The sequence below is a fragment of the Paenibacillus sp. FSL R7-0128 genome, assembly GCF_038002245.1.
Lineage (GTDB): Bacteria > Bacillota > Bacilli > Paenibacillales > Paenibacillaceae > Paenibacillus_AQ > Paenibacillus_AQ silagei.
In genome coordinates this window covers 4,044,650-4,063,600 of sequence record NZ_JBBOCD010000001.1, presented here as the reverse complement: position 1 = coordinate 4,063,600, position 18,951 = coordinate 4,044,650, and the positions used below count along the sequence as shown (strand labels likewise).

General features: G+C 45.4%; 15 protein-coding genes. 13 read left to right on the top strand and 2 right to left on the bottom strand.

Annotation, left to right across the window (positions count from 1 at the left end):
* Window positions 1-314 precede the first annotated feature (314 nt).
* Window positions 315-959 carry a hypothetical protein gene (locus tag NST26_RS16680; RefSeq protein ID WP_340952594.1) on the top strand — a complete coding sequence of 215 codons (645 nt, stop codon included), beginning with the start codon at window positions 315-317 and terminating at the stop codon, window positions 957-959.
* A gap of 337 nt (window positions 960-1,296) precedes the next feature.
* Here the strand turns inward: NST26_RS16680 and NST26_RS16675 are convergent, their stop codons facing one another.
* On the bottom strand, window positions 1,297-2,340 hold the full coding sequence (locus NST26_RS16675) for a YeiH family protein (RefSeq protein WP_340952596.1): 1,044 nt from the start codon (window positions 2,338-2,340) through the stop codon (window positions 1,297-1,299).
* A 130-nt stretch (window positions 2,341-2,470) separates the two neighbouring features.
* On the opposite strand from NST26_RS16675, the gene NST26_RS16670 reads away from it, so the two are divergent.
* From NST26_RS16670 to NST26_RS16615, 12 genes are all read left to right on the top strand, one after another.
* On the top strand, window positions 2,471-3,358 hold the full coding sequence (locus tag NST26_RS16670) for a LysR family transcriptional regulator (RefSeq protein WP_445323326.1): 888 nt from the start codon (window positions 2,471-2,473) through the stop codon (window positions 3,356-3,358).
* A 77-nt stretch (window positions 3,359-3,435) separates the two neighbouring features.
* A complete protein-coding gene (locus NST26_RS16665) occupies window positions 3,436-4,623 on the top strand; it encodes a hypothetical protein (protein WP_340979516.1) in 1,188 nt (395 codons plus the stop codon).
* A gap of 587 nt (window positions 4,624-5,210) precedes the next feature.
* Window positions 5,211-5,477 (top strand): hypothetical protein, encoded by a 267-nt coding sequence (locus tag NST26_RS16660; protein WP_340979515.1) that lies wholly within the window; start codon window positions 5,211-5,213, stop codon window positions 5,475-5,477.
* A gap of 165 nt (window positions 5,478-5,642) precedes the next feature.
* Entirely contained in the window at window positions 5,643-6,452 is an 810-nt protein-coding gene (locus NST26_RS16655; protein WP_340979514.1) for a hypothetical protein, read from the top strand.
* Complete coding sequence (locus NST26_RS16650) at window positions 6,434-7,810, top strand: B12-binding domain-containing radical SAM protein (RefSeq protein WP_340979513.1); 1,377 nt, start codon at window positions 6,434-6,436, stop codon at window positions 7,808-7,810. The genes NST26_RS16655 and NST26_RS16650 overlap by 19 nt, the downstream gene beginning before the upstream one ends.
* Window positions 7,807-9,270, top strand: a complete 1,464-nt coding sequence (locus NST26_RS16645) for a class I adenylate-forming enzyme family protein (RefSeq protein WP_340979512.1) — start codon at window positions 7,807-7,809, stop codon at window positions 9,268-9,270. The genes NST26_RS16650 and NST26_RS16645 overlap by 4 nt, the downstream gene beginning before the upstream one ends.
* Window positions 9,271-9,282: 12 nt before the next feature.
* Window positions 9,283-9,552, top strand: a complete 270-nt coding sequence (locus NST26_RS16640) for an acyl carrier protein (protein WP_340979511.1) — start codon at window positions 9,283-9,285, stop codon at window positions 9,550-9,552.
* Window positions 9,479-10,552 (top strand): biotin synthase BioB, encoded by a 1,074-nt coding sequence (locus tag NST26_RS16635; RefSeq protein ID WP_340980853.1) that lies wholly within the window; start codon window positions 9,479-9,481, stop codon window positions 10,550-10,552. The genes NST26_RS16640 and NST26_RS16635 overlap by 74 nt, the downstream gene beginning before the upstream one ends.
* A complete protein-coding gene (locus tag NST26_RS16630; protein WP_340979510.1) occupies window positions 10,533-12,071 on the top strand; it encodes a radical SAM/SPASM domain-containing protein in 1,539 nt (512 codons plus the stop codon). Before NST26_RS16635 ends, NST26_RS16630 begins: the two co-directional genes overlap by 20 nt.
* Before the next feature lie 20 nt (window positions 12,072-12,091).
* On the top strand, window positions 12,092-12,544 hold the full coding sequence (locus NST26_RS16625; RefSeq protein ID WP_340952619.1) for a hypothetical protein: 453 nt from the start codon (window positions 12,092-12,094) through the stop codon (window positions 12,542-12,544).
* Window positions 12,508-14,313 carry an ABC transporter ATP-binding protein gene (locus tag NST26_RS16620; RefSeq protein ID WP_340979509.1) on the top strand — a complete coding sequence of 602 codons (1,806 nt, stop codon included), beginning with the start codon at window positions 12,508-12,510 and terminating at the stop codon, window positions 14,311-14,313. The genes NST26_RS16625 and NST26_RS16620 overlap by 37 nt, the downstream gene beginning before the upstream one ends.
* Window positions 14,294-16,075, top strand: coding sequence for an ABC transporter ATP-binding protein (locus tag NST26_RS16615; protein WP_340952623.1), 1,782 nt, complete (start codon window positions 14,294-14,296; stop codon window positions 16,073-16,075). Before NST26_RS16620 ends, NST26_RS16615 begins: the two co-directional genes overlap by 20 nt.
* A 1,052-nt stretch (window positions 16,076-17,127) precedes the next feature.
* Here the strand turns inward: NST26_RS16615 and xerS are convergent.
* Window positions 17,128-18,198: a tyrosine recombinase XerS gene (xerS, locus tag NST26_RS16610; protein ID WP_340979508.1), complete on the bottom strand. Its 1,071-nt coding sequence runs from the start codon at window positions 18,196-18,198 to the stop codon at window positions 17,128-17,130.
* Window positions 18,199-18,951 lie beyond the last annotated feature (753 nt).

Here is an 18,951-nt window from a genome sequence, read left to right as displayed (position 1 = left end):
ATTAACAAACTCCAGATCGATATAAGTATTTCTTATAAAAATACCTGAAAGAAATACGGCGCATCATCGCAGCCGATTCAATGATCATCTTCGGATTCCATGGAGAGTAGTTTACTCCTTCCGGTGGCGTGGACTCCTTCATTACCAGTATCGAACAGCTGCGGCATGGATTGGACATCTTTCCTGTAGACTGAGATAATACAATGGAATCCATCTAAGGTGGTGTATGCAGATGCCGGCAACCTGGACATTTCATGCAAGCAGAATCAGAGTATCCCCTAATGTTAACTAATCATTTACAGGGGGAATGAACAATGAGAATTTCTGACCGGTTATTGAAACAATATCTGCAGCATGTGTACTGGATATGCGGAGGGCCATGCGGAGGTAAAAGCACTATGGCAGAGCTGGTATCCGCCAAGTGGGGAATGAGTGTCTATTCTTCCGATGATCATACGTTTGAATATAAGCAGCTGGCTAATCCGCAGGACCATCCGGCTATTCTAAGGTATTTCGTAGATTGGGAATGGTATTTCCTCGGGCAAGGCAACGACAGGAACCAGTGGCTAGTCTCTGCGGCGGAAGAAAGCGTAGAATTCACCCTGCTGGCGCTGCTGCAAATGGGCAAAGGCAAACCTATTGTGGTTGACACGGATATAGCCCCGGAGTTTCTGCGGGCGATAGCGGGTGACGAGCGGATGGTCTATGTATATGCGGAGGATGAGCTGATCCGCCGGGATTATTTCAATCGGGATCATCTGCGGGGGATGCTGGATCTCTTCCCAACCCTGTCAGATCCGGAGCGTGCCAAGCGTGAGACACTGGAGGGGATCATTGAGAATACCCGCAGGTCTTTACAGCGGGCAAGACAGCATCATGTGCAGCATTATATAAGAAATGCCCAGACCACCAAGGAAGAGATGCTGGCCAAGATTGAGACGCATTTTGGACTAAACTAGAACCGCCCGGCCACCCTTCATGAGGTGGCTGGGTGTGTTTTCCGAAAGGACACAACTATGAACCTGTCAGAACTAACACAACATACTGCATCCCGCCTAAGTCCAATGCGACTGATCCCATGGGCATGTAGATGACCGTGAATTAGCCTGATCTCTACTCCTATAATCAGACGGCGACGTTGCCCTGGAATCCACCGGGGGGAGTCGCCGTTTTTGTTAGGGTGTGTAGCTCATAGTGTGCCCTGGCTCCTCGATATGCACCATCACCCGCACCAAATAATCCTCCGGATGCTTTATAACGATCTCATCCAGCAGGAATTCCTCGTAAGCATCTCTTTTAATAACATAAGTTCAAAACCTTCACAAGCAGGAAACCTAACCCGGATAGCAGGACCGATCCGATCAAGCCGGCTCCGAAGGCCTTGAGGCCCATGCGTCTAAAAGCAGCTAAATCTACGTTCAGGCCGAGGCCCGCCATAGCCATTGCAATGAGGAAGTACGCAGCAAGTATAAGCTTATCCGTGATTGCTTCAGGGATGATCTGCAAAGTATTGACGGTGCTCATTAGCAGGAACCCCAGGATAAACCACGGAACCGGTACATACCTCCAATTGGAGGGTCCGGCCTTCGGGTTCGCCTGCCTCTCCTTGCGGTTGGTCCAGATTCCGATGATCACGGCGATCGGCACCAGCATGGTAACACGCGTTAATTTGACGATGACTGCCAGATCAACCGCTTGCTTGCCGGCCGGCCCGGTTGCTGCAATGACATGAGCGATTTCATGTAGCGTGGCACCTGAGAAGATGCCGTAGCCTAGTGGAGTCAGGTTAAGAAAAGGGTAGAGAAGGGTGTACATCAGTGTGAAAATGGTGCCCAAGATCGCAACGGTTGCCGCGCTGATCGCCGTTTCCTCGTCACTGGCTTTGAGCTGCGGAGCGATGGCTACTACCGCTGCCGCTCCGCAGATCGCTGTGCCGCAGGCCGTCAGCAGTCCCAGTCTGTTTTCTACCTTGAACAGTCTCGCCAGACCAAGCACGGTACAGATTGTGAACCCAATACAAACCAAGGCGATTAGCAGCACCTTAGGGCCAGCCTGAAGGATATCCTTCAGGCTAAGTCTCATGCCCAGCAGAATGATGCCATATCGCAGGAGTTTTTTGGAGGTAAAGGAGATTCCTTGTGTTAGATAACTTGGAACGCCTAGCGTTGCTCTCCAGATCATTCCGAGTAGAATAGCTATGACTAATTGTCCCATAATGCACACGAAGGGGAAGGCGGATACGTATTTGGCGAACAGGGCCAACATTAGAGGCAAGGCGATACCGAGCGCAAATCCCAGCTTCTTCTTTTCTTCCATGTGCACAGCTAAGTGTAGATTCATCGAGGTCACGTCCAATAGGTTGAATTTGGTTCCTTTAAACACTATATTCAGTTATGATTGATTAGGGAAATACGGATTTTAAATGCACATCATAATAAATTGTTATCTTAAAAGGGGCGTGCGATCGATCATGCTTGAATCCCTGATGGTGTATGTAACAGTTGTGGAGCAGCGGAACTTTTCCAGAGCGGCAGAGCTGCTGCATCTGTCACAGCCTGGAGTCAGTCTGCAGATCCGTAATCTGGAGAAGGAACTCGGTGTGAAGCTCATGAACCGTTCGCCCAAATGGGTGAAGCTAACGGAAGCAGGCGAGCTGTTCTATAGACGGGCGAAGGAAATGCTGAATCTCTATGAGTCTGTTAAGCTCGATCTGGCCCGGCTGCATGATACCGTCAGTGGAAGCTTACATATCGGGGCTAGCTTTACAATTGGCGAATATGTGTTGCCCCGGCTGTTCTCATCCTTCGCCAAGCAATATCCCGATGTGGAGATGGGGATGACGATTGCGAATTCAACAGAGATTGTCTCTGCCTTGCGGGAGAATAAGATTGAAGTGGGGCTGATCGAAGGAAGCATCGAGGCGGCGGATCTGCAGGTTGTTCATTTTATGAAAGACGAACTGATTATCGTCGCTGCTGAGAATCACCCGCTCTCACGAACGGGTGCGGTGGAGGTGGGCGTACTCCAGGATCAGATATGGGTGCTGCGTGAGAGCGGTTCGGGGACGCGTTCGTTCAGCAATCATTTTTTGGCACAAGCTGGCCTAAGGATGAAGCGCTCCTATGAGATCAACAGCAGTCAGGGCGTGAAGGAGGCCGTAGCTGCCGGACTGGGGATTTCCATTCTCTCAAAGTGGGTGGTCCGCAGGGAGATCGAGACCGGTAAGCTCTTAGAAATTCCTGTGCAAGGCCTGAGCCTTGAAAGAGACTTCTCGATTGTGCGGCTGACCGGTCATGTTCCCAGCCGGGCGAACGAGGTGTTCGTGGAGAGATTGGTTAAGCTGGATAGTACATTTTAAATAAAAGATTGAAACAAGAGAAAAGATGGATAATAATGAGAAAGTTAACTTTATCAAATTAATTGGGGGAAAAGCAATTGCGTAAACGGAGAGTAACCAGCACCTTTTTAATCACTATTTTTGCAGTATTCTATTTATTTAGTGGAGTATCGGCTGCTAACAGCATCTCACCAAGTAGTGACTTCAAACCATTATGGAACATCTCAAATGAATCTGAACTGGATATGTTCCTACAAGCACCTTACCATGTGCCTAATACCAATATAGTTTATCTTCACACCAACACTTCGGTTAATTCGGAGACAAAAAGCTGGATGGTTAGTGTAGTTTCAGCGGTAGATAAGACTACAGGTAAGAAAAAATGGTCATTTGAGTTTTATAAAAAAGGGATGCCTTATCCATGGACGACTTCTGACTTCGCATACAGTCAAAGCGGTTCTATTTATGCATTGGTGAAAGACGGGGGTGGATCAAGATTATATTCTGTTAACTCCTCCGGAAAGCAGAATTGGGTGATAAACGTTCCGGATGCCCAGGACCTATACGCAATGAACAATGGTACAGTGTTGTTAATAAACTCCGATAAAGTAGATTCAAAAGGTAACCGCACACCATGGGCTTATGCATATAGTCAAAACGGAAAAAAGATGGGGGAGAAATCACTAACACAAATGTACTCGGTTATAGACGGACAATATCTTGTCACGCAAACCGGGCCATTTGGAAAATCCAAACTTGAAGTGTTTGGCCCAACGTTAAATCGATTGTTTACTTATACGCCTCCTGCAGGAGCAGTGTTATACGTTGACGAAATGTCCTGGCGTATAAATAAAAGTGATATTCTTCTGCGAATGAACTTACCAAAAACAGGAAACCGGTTAATCGCAATAGATTCAAAAGGCAAGACGTTGTGGGGAAAAAATATAGCTGGAGACGCTTCGGTTCAATCCATAGGCGAGAATTATGCAGTATATGAGAATAATGAGTTAAGTGTTTTTGGAGCAAAAGGACTCATTGTAAAAAAGCCAATTCAATTAGGTGATCCTATGAATGTGGTCTTAAAAACTACAGATAATAAGATTAGAATTCACTCTGAAAATTGGATGGACATTCTTGATCCAATTACACTTAACATTATGTATCATATTCCGTATGATGAGAAACAAATGACGTATTATTATGCCGGAGATGGATATCTTTATTTATTAAAAAATGGTTACCAATTGTTTCAGTTTAAATTAGACAAGGTAACAAATTCAAAGTAGCTAAATGGAGAGCATTTTTATCGTTAAAAGTTAATATTAATAGCCATTAATGAAACTACCGCTGATGATGCAGCGGTAGTTATTTTTGTAGTCAATTATAAAGTTATCTTATAACTTCTTCACAAAACCCGTATTTCTTTTAGTTCAAATAAACTCTTGATTTATTCAATTAAATGTTGATCTGTATATATTGTGACATAACATATTGACGTTTTTATTCGAGCAGCTTCCGCAACTGAAGAATGTGAACGATCCCCAGACCGTGACTCCCTTCTTGCCCTGGTCTGCCGATCTTCCTCCGCACTGCCGCGTCCAGACTTCTTAATTTCATAGGAGTTCCTGCCTGCATCTGATTACAAGGTGTGGGCTATTTGACGCTTACTTCGAAGACGATCTGGACAGCCGCAATCTTATTTTCTTTTTTAATAGAGTAAAGAAAGCTAATATTTTATTTTATTGAAATTTATCTAAAAATAAAAATAATTAGTAACAATTGACATTTTAAGCAACTATATGTAAAATCAAGGGACTAGCATAGACAGACACTCAATTTCTTTATATTTAATATAAGGAAGGAGGTGATAGTTATGAGAGCAACTGCTTCAGTACAATCGGAACACCTGTTCGCCTACTTGCTTGAACGTATGGATAATATTGACTTTGTCAAGCAATTTGCCAGTAATCCTGATGCAGCGTTGAGAGAAGCCGGCCTGGAAATCAGTCTGGCCGAATTGACCCAGCAGTTAGGACAAGACCAGCAATTATTTTCAGCTGTAGTTGATAAATTGTCCAACAATGTGGAGTTCATTAACAGATCGAATATGGCATTGAGTTCATGTGATACGCCTAAATGATCTAAATACTTAACCAGCAAGCTGAGTATGCGCCCCCAAGCCGTACTCAGCTTTTAATAAATTTGTAGAGGCAGTTAAGGAGACCGGGAACCAATGAATGAGGAAATGCTCAGTATAGCTTCGCAATCTGATCTGGAAGAAATGTCCCTGCTGAATGTTCCGTTTATGAAGGAATTGAATGCGGAAATTGAAGCACAGCGTTCCGGGCTTATACGGTGGGATGTGCTTAAGGACGATGGTGTAATTACAGGTTGCCACCGTACAGTACTGCTGTCAGGTTGGGGGTTTTTGTACGGAGTGTATGTTCGTCCTTCAGACAGTAATATCTGGACCTGCTATAAGCTAGTTCAGCATACTGTGGGAGATCTGTCCGGCCAAATAACGGAAGGCTTCATAACATGGATTGACGATCAGCCTTCCTGGAAATCAGTAATGATGAAAAGATTGGATTTTACAGCTTCTCCGTCCCCGGTATACAGGATTTTCTTCCAATATAAGGGACTTCAGAATCTGCTGCGGTCCGAATCGAAGGAAGAATCACTGCACTGGCGGATGGCGGTACCCCAGGACTGTCCTTTTATTGAAGACCTGGGGCGATATAATAGCTCTTTTGTCAATTCGATTGTTGCCCATGCTGATTTCCGCGACTTTGATAGCCGCTCCGGCTGGTTAGTTGGAGAGAATGGCAGGGAGGTGGCTGCTGCCATCAGATGGTTCATTTACGGAGATACCTTATTCCTAATGTTCAGTCTCTCAGTAGTCCCCGAACTGGACATTACTCCTGCAGTAATTAAATTGCTGAGTCTGGTCAATCTGGATAATATCAACACCTACAGAGTGAATCTGGAATATCAGCGTAAAATGACACTTCTGCGTTTGTCAGGATATTCACCATATACCAATGAACGTGGTCATGAAACAGGCTATCTCTTCAAAATAATCAAAGGAACTCTTCCATGCGAAAATACAAACTGACTGTAGTCAATCTGAATTCTCTACCCAATCTGGGCTTCAGCCCGGTATTTCCGGTCGGTGGCAACTATGTCCGATCATTGCTCCTGGAGATGAACACAGAAGCAGCTTTTATCGATTTTGTAGAGCGTCCTGATCTGTTTGAGAGTCTGGAATTTTGCAGCTGGGAATTCGACTGTATTGCTTTCTCTATACGCAACCTGGACTCTATGGAATTGGATGGCGAGTATTTGTTCGAGTACTATCTAGAAATTACAAAAGTCATAATTGCCCGGGTCAAGAAACATAATCCAGCAGTAAAGATTCTGCTGGGAGGCAGCGCCATAACCGCCTATCCCGAGGGGTTCACCGAGAAGTTTCCCTTTGATGCTGTGATAGAGAATGATACTGAACAGCAGTTGTTCAGCTTCATTAGCGCACATATTCATGAGCTGCAGGATGAAGGGCAGGCTGTTCAGATGCTGAGTCCCTGTCCTTTCCGCTTTTCCTTCGAAATCGGTTATGACGAGGCGCTTGTCCAGGCTTATTTGAGAATCGGGGCCACACAGATCGGCATCCCAACTCGCTGCGGCGGGCGTTGCCCTATGCAATGTATCTATTGCTCTTATGGTCTGCTTGATCAGAATACTAATTATACAAGATCACTGGAGCATATCCGCAGTGAAATTCTGAGTTTGTACAAGACCGGCGTCAGAGAGCTGTTCTTTACAGATTCTCTGATTAATATTTCACTGGGCCACGCCAGAGACATTTGCAAGCTGCTAATTGAATTGAACCTTCCGGGCCTCAGATGGTCTGCCTATGCAAGACCTACAGGGAATGAAGAATTTATCAGGTTGGCTGCTCGTTCTGGGTGCAGGATGCTCAGTGTATCCTTTGATACCTTCTCCCCTAGCATGCTGATTAGTCTGAAGAAAGGCTTCACGCTGGAGGCTGTTCAGAAATTTCTGGAGCTGTGCAAGAAATATGAATTGCCTGTTGTCGGCCTACTGCTGTTTGGCGGCCCGGAGGAGACCCAGCTGACGACCCGGGAGACCTGCGAGTTCGCCAACCGCTATCTTGAGCCGGGGCAGCTGTTTTTCTCCTTCGGCATACGGATTTCACCTGGAAGCGGGCTGGAGGTCTTGCTGGGACAGTCCAGAACGGAACTGGTCATTCCTCATTTCTTGAGCTTTGACGACCGAATCTTTGACTATGTCCTAACCTATTTGGATGGAAGATTCGTATCTATGAATCTACTGCTTAAAATCAGCAAATGGCGCGCCTCCTATAAAAAAATGCATTACAAGAAGACCGATCATCCCCATCTGTCAGTTGTGCATGCGGAAGTTTCAGTCCCGGTTAAAGAGGAGATTTTATGATTAATTATACGTTCAATGACTATCTGGAGCATTGGGCCTTACATAGAAGTAAGCTGGTTGCCTTAGCCGATGCAGAGGGTGAGCTGACTTTTAGGGAGCTGCTGAACCGGGTACGGAGCTTGCAAGGATATTTCTATGAAGAGATTGGGCTACGTACAGGCGATACGGTCGGTATATCCAGCCCCCGCTGTGTGTCGCTGGTTCTCATCTATTTGGCGGCACTGGGCTTGGGATTGTCTGTGGTCCCTCTGCCTGAGCAGCTTGAAGCCAACCACTATAACAAAATTTCAGCATTAATACCTATGGATGCGCTGGTGTCCCTTGAAGGAAATACAGGACACAGCAGGACAGAGTATTGTCTAAAAAGAACCGGCAAAGCCGAAGGCGATACCAGAGCGGCAGCGGAGTATTTCTTTGTTCCGCATGAGCTGGGTTATCGGCATATCCGCCATAACTATTCTTCTATGGAAGAACAGGCTATCTACTATAATCTTACATCCGGATCAACGGGAGATATCAAGTCGGTCAGAACCGGAAGCAGGGAAATAATATTGAATGCTTGGCTTGTTGACCGGCGGCTTCCTTTGAAAGCCGGGGACTGCTATTGCTGTTTGTTTGCACCCGATATGCATCCCCATGAATTGTTCACCCGGCCAATTGTCTTCGGAGCGGCTTGTCTGCTGCTGAACAACCACTCTTTAAGAAGCTTTGGCGGCTACATGAGGCGGTATCAGATCACTCATCTGCTTGCCACTCCGCATACCTTGACCAATCTATTGCTGATATGTCCGGAAGAGAAGGACTGGCTCAGTGTGCAATATTTGATCGGAAGCGGGGAGAGCGTTTCCTATGTGCTGAGAGAGAAATTTTACACACAGGTGAGACAGAAGCTGCTCATCGCCTGGGGCTGCACGGAAACTACCGGAATTGTGCTGGTTGTGCCGGAAGAGCTCTTTTTGCAAAAGGGAAGTATTCTGGGAAGTCCTGTGCAGGGCTACGAGATCCGCATTGAAAAAGACACACAGGAATTACTGATTCGTGGAGAATGCGTCATGAAGGAATATTGGAAAAGCACGGAGCCGCCTCCTGTTGACGGGTACGGTTATTATCACACGGGTGATCTGGTGGAACAAGGTCCAGGGGGACTGCTGGCGTTCGCCGGAAGGCGGGATGCCTTCATCAAAGCAGGGGGACGTAAAGTGTCCCTATATGGGCTGGAGCAGCAGATCAGGCAAATTCAAGGCATACGTGAGACAGCTGTCCTGTACTCCGATAGTAGTCATACACTTGGCGTGTTCTACTCGGGAGAGGCCGATGCGCATGCCGCGTACATTGATATTCTGGAGCTAATGAACCATATGCTGTCCCAAGCCCAATTTCGCATCATTGAGCGAAGTGAATTACCGAAGCTGACCAACGGGAAGCTTGACAAACAAAGACTGGTTGCAGAGCTTCACTGAGGAGGGCCTCTATTGACTGTCAAGGAGTATATCTATAGTTTGCTGCACAGCCGATTCTCGATTCAAATCCAGCATATTCATAATGAGATGAGGCTGCGGGAGCTGGGATTAGGGAGTTTTGATGTCTTTATCTTCGTTGCTGAGCTGGAGAAGTGGCTGGATTTCAGCATTCCCGACCAGGATCTGGTAGCCTTTGAACGGCTTGCCGATGTGGTCCGATATATCGAGAAGCGACAAGAGGAAAGGGGAGGATCACTTGAACAAAGAGGATATTCTTCATAAATTGTGCGCCTCGGGAGAGGAGCAGCAGGAGCTTTTCAGAAGGGCCAGGGAGATTAGAGATGAGCACTTTCCGCAAGGGGTTTGTGTACGGGGTGTCATTGAAACGACGAACCTGTGCACCTGCAATTGTGATTATTGCCCCATGCGGCGTGATAATTTGAAAATGAACGAGGTTTATTCATTGAATGAACAGGAGATATTAGGGGCGGTTCAGCAGATTAGAACTTGCGGAATTCATACTGTTTTTCTGCAGGCCGGAGAGACCCCGATGACAACCGGAAGTCTGGGTGAAGCCATAGGGAAGATCAGATCACTATATGATGGAGATGTGGCTATTATCCTCAATCTGGGAGTCAAAACGGTTGAAGAATATGCCTACCTGTATGAGCAGGGAGCAACCGGTTATATTTTAAAATTCGAAACCAGCGATTCCGTCAATCATGAGCGGCTCCGGCATGAGTCCTACGAGCAGCGAATTGAGGCTATCCGCCATTTGCTGAACATTGGCTATAGCGTAGGCACTGGAATGATAATCGGACTGCCCGGCCAAACTCTCGACACCATCGCCGACGACATTCTTCTGGCTCAGTCGCTGAAGGTACAGATGTGCAGCGTATCGCCTTTTCTTCCAGCTCCGAACACACCATTGCAGTCTCATCCTCCCGGCTCCATTCAAATGACACTGAATGCGATGGCAATCATGCGGCTGTTGTCTCCCGACTGGCTCATCCCTTCGGTAAGTGCACTGGAGAAGATCAGCACAGGCGGGCAGGTTGCCGGGCTTCGTGCTGGAGCCAACGTTATTACGGTCAACTACACGCCCAAGAAGGAGTCGGATAAATACCATATTTATGGTGAGAACCGGTTTGTCGTCACACTGGCGCATGCGCTGCAGACAATAGAAGCGGCTGGGTTGAATACTTCTATTGGAGCAGGGAGCGAGGCAACTGGGCAGATCTCATGCAGTAAGGAGAAATCTCATGAATCTATATCAGGCTAAGCCTTCTCTGTTGTTAATCGACCAGTCCGAAAGAGCCGCCGGCGCACCGGCAGGCCTGCCGCTGTTACCGGCGTATTATGTGCGGGACCAAGCCAGCAGAAGCACTACAGTGCTGAACGCTGAGACATTCAAGCTGCTGGAAATGTTAATAGAGCCCACTCCTTATTCCGTATTCTCGAGTCATTATGCAGAAGAGGAGCTTAAGGAGTTAATGCGTATTCTGCATGAGCATGAGCTTATTCAGGTTGATGCGCCAACGAAGAATTATGCCAGGCTGCTGCGGGCGCCGGAGGACCCGCGGTTAAAGGGCATTCCGCTAGTTCCACGGACGATTATGATTAACTGTACACCTAAATGTAATTTGCTCTGCAAGCATTGCATTGTTTCCGACAAGCATCATCAGCAGCGGGAAGTACTCAGATTTGAGGAACTGAGCATTTTTCTGAATGATATTGATGAGCATGGTTTGGATAATCTGGTGCTGTCTGGTGGGGAACCTCTGTTGTGGCAGTCTATCGCCAAGGTGCTGGAAGATTCGCTGAATAGAAGTTATACAGTAATACTGTATACGAATGGTATGCTGATTAATGATAAGTGGCTGGGGATATTCAAGAAGATTGAGAGCCTCAAGCCGGGAGGATTGCAGCTGCATGTTTCGCTGGATGGCGGAACACCAGGCACGCATGATGAAATCAGAGGCGTTAAGGGAAGCTTTCAGCGAATCGTGACTTCCCTGGAGCGGTTGCAGCAAGCAGGAATACCGGTTGCTTCCGTGGAGAGTATGGCTACCCGGGAATTGTACGAAGAACTGGATTCGCTTATTTCCATCTGTGAACGCTACAGCATCAAGAGCTTATATCTGCATCCTGTGTTCAATTTCGACCAGGACTCCAGAATTCAGGAGCTTGAGCTTGATTATGACTTCAGAATCCGTTTCCTCAAGCGCATACAGGATATGTCCCAGAGCGGTTACAGCGTGGATGTCCGTTATAGCGATCCTTATTTTCCAGCGGGTCTGTTCAAGAAGGAGTCCGCCCGGTCCCGGAAGGAAGCGGAGCTCTTCCTGGAGAGCATCCTCAGCGGTGACAAGAATAAGATCAATCAATTCAGCATCAACAGGCAGCAGCCCGAGACCTTGATGAACTGCGATGGGGGAACTAGCCAGATGTTCGTGGATTATACCGGCGCTGTGTATCCGTGCATGATTTATGCCAACTCCGGCAAGGACGACGATTATTGTGGGAATGTCAAAGACCATACGCTGTTGGAAATATGGAATTCCCAAGGTATGAACAGAGCCAGAAAGGTGATTACGAGGGAAGAATTGTCGGTCTGCTCCGGCTGCGAGCATTTCGATCACTGCGGGCCAACTGTTAAAAAATGCAGAATCGGTTCGGAGATTGCCTTGAATGATTTCTATGGTCCTTCATATCTGTGTGTGAAATACGCTGACAAATTGGGGATTTCAACTCAAATGGTAGCAGCCTATGAAGGCTTGCTTGGAAGCTTCTCCAGATGATCCCATAGAAAGGAAGCTTTATGCGCAGACGATTATGGAACAGGTTTTCGTTTTTTTTCATTAAAACTCCGATTGCCGCCATCTTCATCATTATCATCTTGACGTTAGGGTTATTCACCTGGATGAACAACACCACAATTCGCAGCTACCTTACAGTGACAGGTATACCGCTTGAGCAGGCAGATTCTACACTTGTCCGTGTGCAGGGGGATTTCGGAATTGCCGGGTTAGGACTCCATGCTCCCATAACCTGGTATCTAAGTGCCGGTGGAGACAGGTATGAGGGCACAGTTATCCGTGCGGACAATAAGCTGAGCGATAGCATTATTGAAGTCGAAATCAGCCGCAAGCAGTGGCTGCAAGCCAAGGCGCAATCCGGGAGTCGGCTCTACGAACCGTATGTATACATTGATCTCCCCCAAGGCAAGCAGACGGTTTGGGCCAAGATGATCAACAAAGAGGTGAGTCAATGAACGGAGCCTTGCGAGATCAGCTTCTGGCTTTATGGCCTATCATCCGCAAGTACAAATGGAGCTTCCTTAACCTTTTTATATGTGTTGTGTTTACGTCAGTCATTGGAATGGCCTATCCTTATATCTTTGGATTGCTGGTAGATGAGGTGTTCTACCATAGAAATTTCCGTTTTTTAGTCTATATTGTGACCGCTTACGGGTTGGTTTTTGTGGGCGAACAGTGCCTGCATATATGCTTCAACAGCGTTTGGGCGTATCTGGCCACCAGGTTTTCATTTGATATCCGGAAGAAGCTGTATGATAAACTGTTTTCACTGCAGTCCGTATTTTTCACCACCAGTAAATCCGGTGACCTGATGGCCGTCATTAACCGGGATACCGATGAAGTGATGTCCTTCATTCACTTGAATGTTTTTTTTCTGACCGCTAATATCATCCGTCTGGCTACAGCTGTGGCATTTGTGCTGTATGCCAATATATATCTGGGTCTGCTGATGCTGCTGGCTATCCCTGCAGCAGTATTCACTGCCATGGCTTTCGGCCAAGCTCTGAAATCGCGTATGGAAGAACAGCGAGAGCAGTATGGTGATTGGATGAGCTGGTGCCTGGAGAGAATTGCCGGAATGCGTGACATCCGCCTTCTTGGAGCTAGCAAGTATAGTACAAGAGATTTTGTGCAGATGATGATTCAATATATGCGGACCAGGAGCCGTTCCAGCAAGATGGAGTGGATCTCTGAGAGAACGGTGAAGGTCATCAGTCTTGGATCTGACTTGGCCCTATATGCCACGGCAAGTTACCTCATTGTCCATCAGCACATAACTTTAGGTGTTTTTATTGCCACTATTGAGTATTTTTCCAAGGGAGGCGAGCTTCTGCAAAAAATTAGCGGCGCCAGCAGAAGCATTCAGAGGAACAAAGTTGCAATCAGCCGGGTCTTCTCGCTGCTTCAAGAAAAAGGGGAGGAGATGAACGTTGGCGCTCCCAGCCTTGCTGTAACTGAAGGGGAAATTGAATTCAGGAGCGTTTCTTTCCGCTATTCGCCGGAAATTCCGGTTCTGCTGGGTATCAGCTTCTTCATAGAAGGGGGGACTACGGTCGCTGTTGTAGGCAGAAGCGGAGGCGGGAAGAGCACGCTGATCTCGCTGCTACTAGGCCTATACAAGGCGGATGAAGGTGACATTCTCATTGATGGTGTCTCTATTGCCGATTGCAATCTTCATTCCTTGCGCAAATCGATAGGTGTGGTCTCCCAGGAAACTTTTCTGTTTGAAGGGAGCCTTCGGGAGAATCTGCTCTGGGGCAGTCCATATCAACCGGATGAGGCACTATGGCTTGCTTGCGAGAAGGCGTTTATCGCAGAATATGTCCGCGGACTTCCGGATGGACTGAGTACCCGCATTGGCGGAGAGCATGGGAGTTCTATGTCAGGGGGGCAAAGGCAACGGATTGCTCTGGCGCGTGTGTTTTTAAGGAAACCCCGGATTTTGGTCTTTGATGAAGCGACATCGGCATTGGATGGTGAGGCGGAGAAGGCCATCCGGTTCAGTTGGCAGGCTCTTGGAGAGCAAGTGACAACAATTATTATTGCCCACCGGCTGTCTACGATTGTCCATGCAGATAAGGTTGCGGTCATCAATCAGGGTCGTATTGCAGCTTACGATCATCATGAGAAGCTATTGGCCGAGAGTGATGCCTACCGTCAGCTTTTTGATGAGCAATATTCAGAAAGCGGTTTGGGGGTGCGGAATGAAGCAATCACTACATAACCTAAGAATGAAGCTGTACTGGGCGAAGATATTCCGGGCGCAATGGTACCGCCAAAGGGATAGTCTAGTCCTCCTCATCTTGTTCAAAGTGCTGTTGCTGGGACTGGGACTCGCCTCCCCGTTGTTATTCAAGCTCTTAATTGACCAGGTGATTGTGAATCGAGAATTGAATGTACTCTGGATGGTGTGCACAGGCTACGTTGTGATCTACATTGCTGAGACTGTCATTTCGGGAGGTCAGATATCCATCGGCAACAAGTTCTCCAACCTGCTGGGCTTTGCGGTCCGCAAGGCGGTGTGGGACAAATATTTAAGAATGCCTCTCAGAACCTATGATCAGATGAACATTGGGGATCTTAAGGCAAGAGTAGACCAGGATGCGGATTCAGTTGACCGATTGTTCAAGGTGCAGCTTCTGGACTATGGCTACAGCTATGCTTTTCTAATTATCGGAGCCGTAATGATGATGATCTTCAGCTGGAAGCTGGCCTTATTTGGCTTATTAATGGTACCGGTCTCTTTCTGGATCACCAGAAGATTGAGCACTGGTGCCCAACGTGTCTCAACGGATTACCGCCGGATCTATGGACAATATGAGGGCTGGCTGCAGCATTCGATTCAGGGCTGGCGGGAAATTAAAACGAGCAGGATGGAAAAACGGGTATCACTGAAGTTTACGGAATATTGGCACGACATCAGCAAGGTTTTTTTTCAAAAGGAAATGTACTGGTTCACAGGCAGAATACTTCAGGAATTCAAGGATCTTTTCATTACCCGGATGAATCTCTACTTCATAGGCGGATTATTTATTCTGCACGGGGAGATGACGATCGGAAGTCTGCTGGTATTTATGAAATATTATGAAATGATGTTCACGCAGTTGGGAGCAATTAATGAGCTCGACATGCAGTTTACAGGCGATCTCCCCGGACTTGAGAAAATCAAAGAGATGATCGGTGATGCAAATGACCAACCAGCGGATGTCAACGTACCGCTTACTGCCATTCTGTCTGGTGATTGTGCGCTGAGCGTTGATGACATTTCCTTTGAATATGGTCTCGGAGGCAAGCCGGTTCTGCAGCAGATATCTTTTGAAATTCAGGCAGGAGAGAGAATTGCGATTGTAGGCAGAAGCGGTTCCGGCAAAAGCACGCTGGTGAAGCTGCTGTTAGGGGCCTATCCGCCACATACCGGAAAGATAAGGCTCGCAGGTCAAGAACTTCATCGCATTGATGAATCTATATTAAGGCGGACGATTGGCGCTGTGATGCAGGACCCGGCGATTTTCAACATGTCGATCATGGACAACGTCAAGCTTGCCAGGCCCAAAGCTGCGGCAGCGGATATTGAGGCAGCTTGCAGATTAGCGCATATGGATGAATTCATTGTCAAGCTGCCGCAACAGTATGATACGGTAATCGGGGAGAAGGGGGTCCAGTTGTCCGGCGGGCAAAAACAGCGGTTGGCTCTGGCCCGGGTACTGCTCTCGAATGCCAGCATTATTATTCTGGACGAAGCTACGTCCATGCTGGACCATGAATTGGAGACAGCCATTCACCAGGCCTTCGAGCAATTGCCGGATGACAGAACGATAATAACGGTTGCCCACCGTCTCTCTTCAGTGCTGCGGGCAGACCGGATTATGCTGGTGGATGAAGGGACTATTGTAGCAGAAGGCAGTCATCATGAATTGTGGCTGGAGAATGCGCTCTACCGGAAATTGTTTGACCACAATCTTAATGGCAGTCTGCCGCAAGCTTGAATAATGAATAGCCTGATGACTTGTTTTCTCTGGTAACAGATCAAACAAGAGAACGCCGAAGAAGCTTCGATACAAAGTTGCCTACTTACCTAAATCAGTTCTAAACAATTCCTAGAATTTTTAACGAATAGAGCGTTTAGTAGGGAACTTTGTATCAATCAACAACAATCGATAAACCCGCGGTGCTTCACCGTTTTTCCAAGACGATATATTGATTTTGAAAAAGAAGAAGGATTAGTATTTAATAGTTCTATCCTGCGCTTAAGAACACAAGGTATTCTAGCTAGAAGAAATGTAGCAATCTATTCTGGGGACTCAATAGACTCTGCAGCTAGATACTAAGGGCCTTGCACTAAATAGTAAAATTAACCCAATTGATTAACAGGACTAATTAGAACTATATGGAATGTACGATGCTGGGACTCAGGGATCACAATTATTAAAAGCATCGTAAAAAATAACTATATTTGACCGGCCGTATTAACTAAATGAAAAGTGTTGTGTCAATAAAAGAAAAATAATTTACAAAATGATCTATGTAAAAATAAAGAGGAATGAATCAGTATTATAAGTATACAAGTACAATAAGCCAGATCAGATGTAAAAACTGTAAAAACGGCTCGAAGAAGCTTGAATTAGGCTAATCCTATTTATTTACTCGTTACTTCTTCACAAAACCCGTATTTTGTACATATGTATGTATGAAGACTACAAGCCTTTTATATCGGTGTACGTTGAAGCAAATCTGGTTGCATTAGTGAAGCAAATCCAGTTGCATCCCCCCATTTGGAGGAAGATCTCATATATATTTAATTCGTTTCAACATCATAGAGTGTCTTTGTGAAGCAAACCCGATTGCACAACTACAGTTGTGTGAACCAAATATGGTTGCATTAATGAAGCAAAGCCGATTGCATTCCTACGACTATGAAGCAAATATGATTGCATTAATGAAGCAAATCCAGTTGCATTACAATAATAATTCCAAGCTAAATACTTCTCCTATCCAAATGGCAACTTAGATTCATTGCATTAACTTTCTTTAATAAGTATTATTGGTCCATTTTATTAACTGCAATTCGCATCTCTTCGTCAGTTAAGTGAGTATATATCATCGTAGTCTGTATTGATGAGTGCCCCATTTGAATTCTAAGCCTAGGTACATCATTATTTTCTTTATGATAGCGGGTTGCAAATGAGTGTCTTAAAGCATGTACTGTTAGCGCAGGCTTGCCAAAAGCAATTGCGTATTTTTCAACGAGCTTCTCAATAGATCTTTGGTTTAAGCGGCGATTAGTTCCTTTGCGTCCTACCGGTGCAGCCAAAAATAAATAAGCTGCTGTTTTATCTGGTGTATACCTTGATTCTCTAACTTCAAGATAATTATTTAAATCCATTAATGCTTGCTCACTAAAGTACACATACTGCTCTTTGTTGCCCTTTCGTATTACTCTCACCAAACCTTTATGAATATCAAGATCCTCTAGATTGCATCCTACAACTTCAGATAACCTAAGCCCAGAACCCAGTATTAAGGATACAATCGCTGTATCCCGTTCACGATTAAATTGGTGGAAATTATATATTCTTTTGTTTGCCTTGAATATTTCTCCATAATCATGTGTAATAAATTTTCGGAAAGATTCGAAATCGTCGTCCCGAAGTATCTTACCATCGATTCGGTTGGCGATCGTTTCCTGGCTTTCTTTAACGGCATTCAATTCCATTTTGGCCATCACATTTCGCTGCAAATATGGCTTCAAATCTGAAGTCTCTGCTTTGTTTTGGAGATAATCAAACAACGATTTTAAAGAGGAGAGCTTTCGATTTATTGTAATTTTGGAGTTGCCTAACCTGTATTCTAGAAAAGACAAGAAATTTTCCACTTCACGCACTGTCAAAATTTCAAGTTGTGTTAGACTTACATTAATTCGCATATCTGCAGAAAGATTTTCACTAACCATCCAGTCAAAAAATATAATAAAATCGTGACAATAATTTAAAAGTGTAGTGTGAGATAGTTTCCGCTTGCGACTGTCTATGTATTCAGTGACGTACCAAGGTAACTCCAACAGCTTTTCGTCTATCCGTTTCATGTAATTAAGCTTCACGTGTTTATCCATTTTACACCTCGGATCGAGATCAAGTAATAATAAGATTATAATCTCAATTTATTTATTCGTCAAAACAGTATTTTACGTAATTATGCGATGTCGTAACGAACGAATCACGATCATTGACTATCAGCAACTTCTGTCGGTGGACAAGAACATAGTCCCTTGTAGGACAAGAACTTGGTCCTATTGCCGAAAGTCCCTTCTAATGAAAAAACAACCGGTTAATCACGGTTGTCGTTAACTACAAATATTTTTTGTATTTGTATATTTATCTGTCATATTGTCTCACAAAGGAATCTACGTACTCCTTCAGGTCTTTATTTACCGGCCAATTCAATGCAATTCTCATTGGTGAACAGGGATTCATTTTTGAGATTGCTCTTTTTTTCTGTAAAGTGTCATATGGACAATTATACTTTTTAAAGTCTGAATCAGCACTATTCTGTTTCTTGTATAAAACATTCACTATAATTTTTGTCTTTGATTCATCTAGTTTAAAGCTATTTTGAATTCTAATTTTGTTAACTCAAGAATTTCTATCCATCTAATATTAGATTGTTGCTTCAATTTTGACTCTGAATATTTTAGACAGTACTGAAAAATAGTATAGAAAATCTTGCAAACCACTGATCGTGAATCCATAGTAAAATACTTATACTTATCCTCTTCTCCTTGTTCTGTCTAATTATAGATTGGAGTAATTCTTTCACTTGACTTTGAATTGCACTGGTCATCATCTCAAAACCTGAACATCCTCCA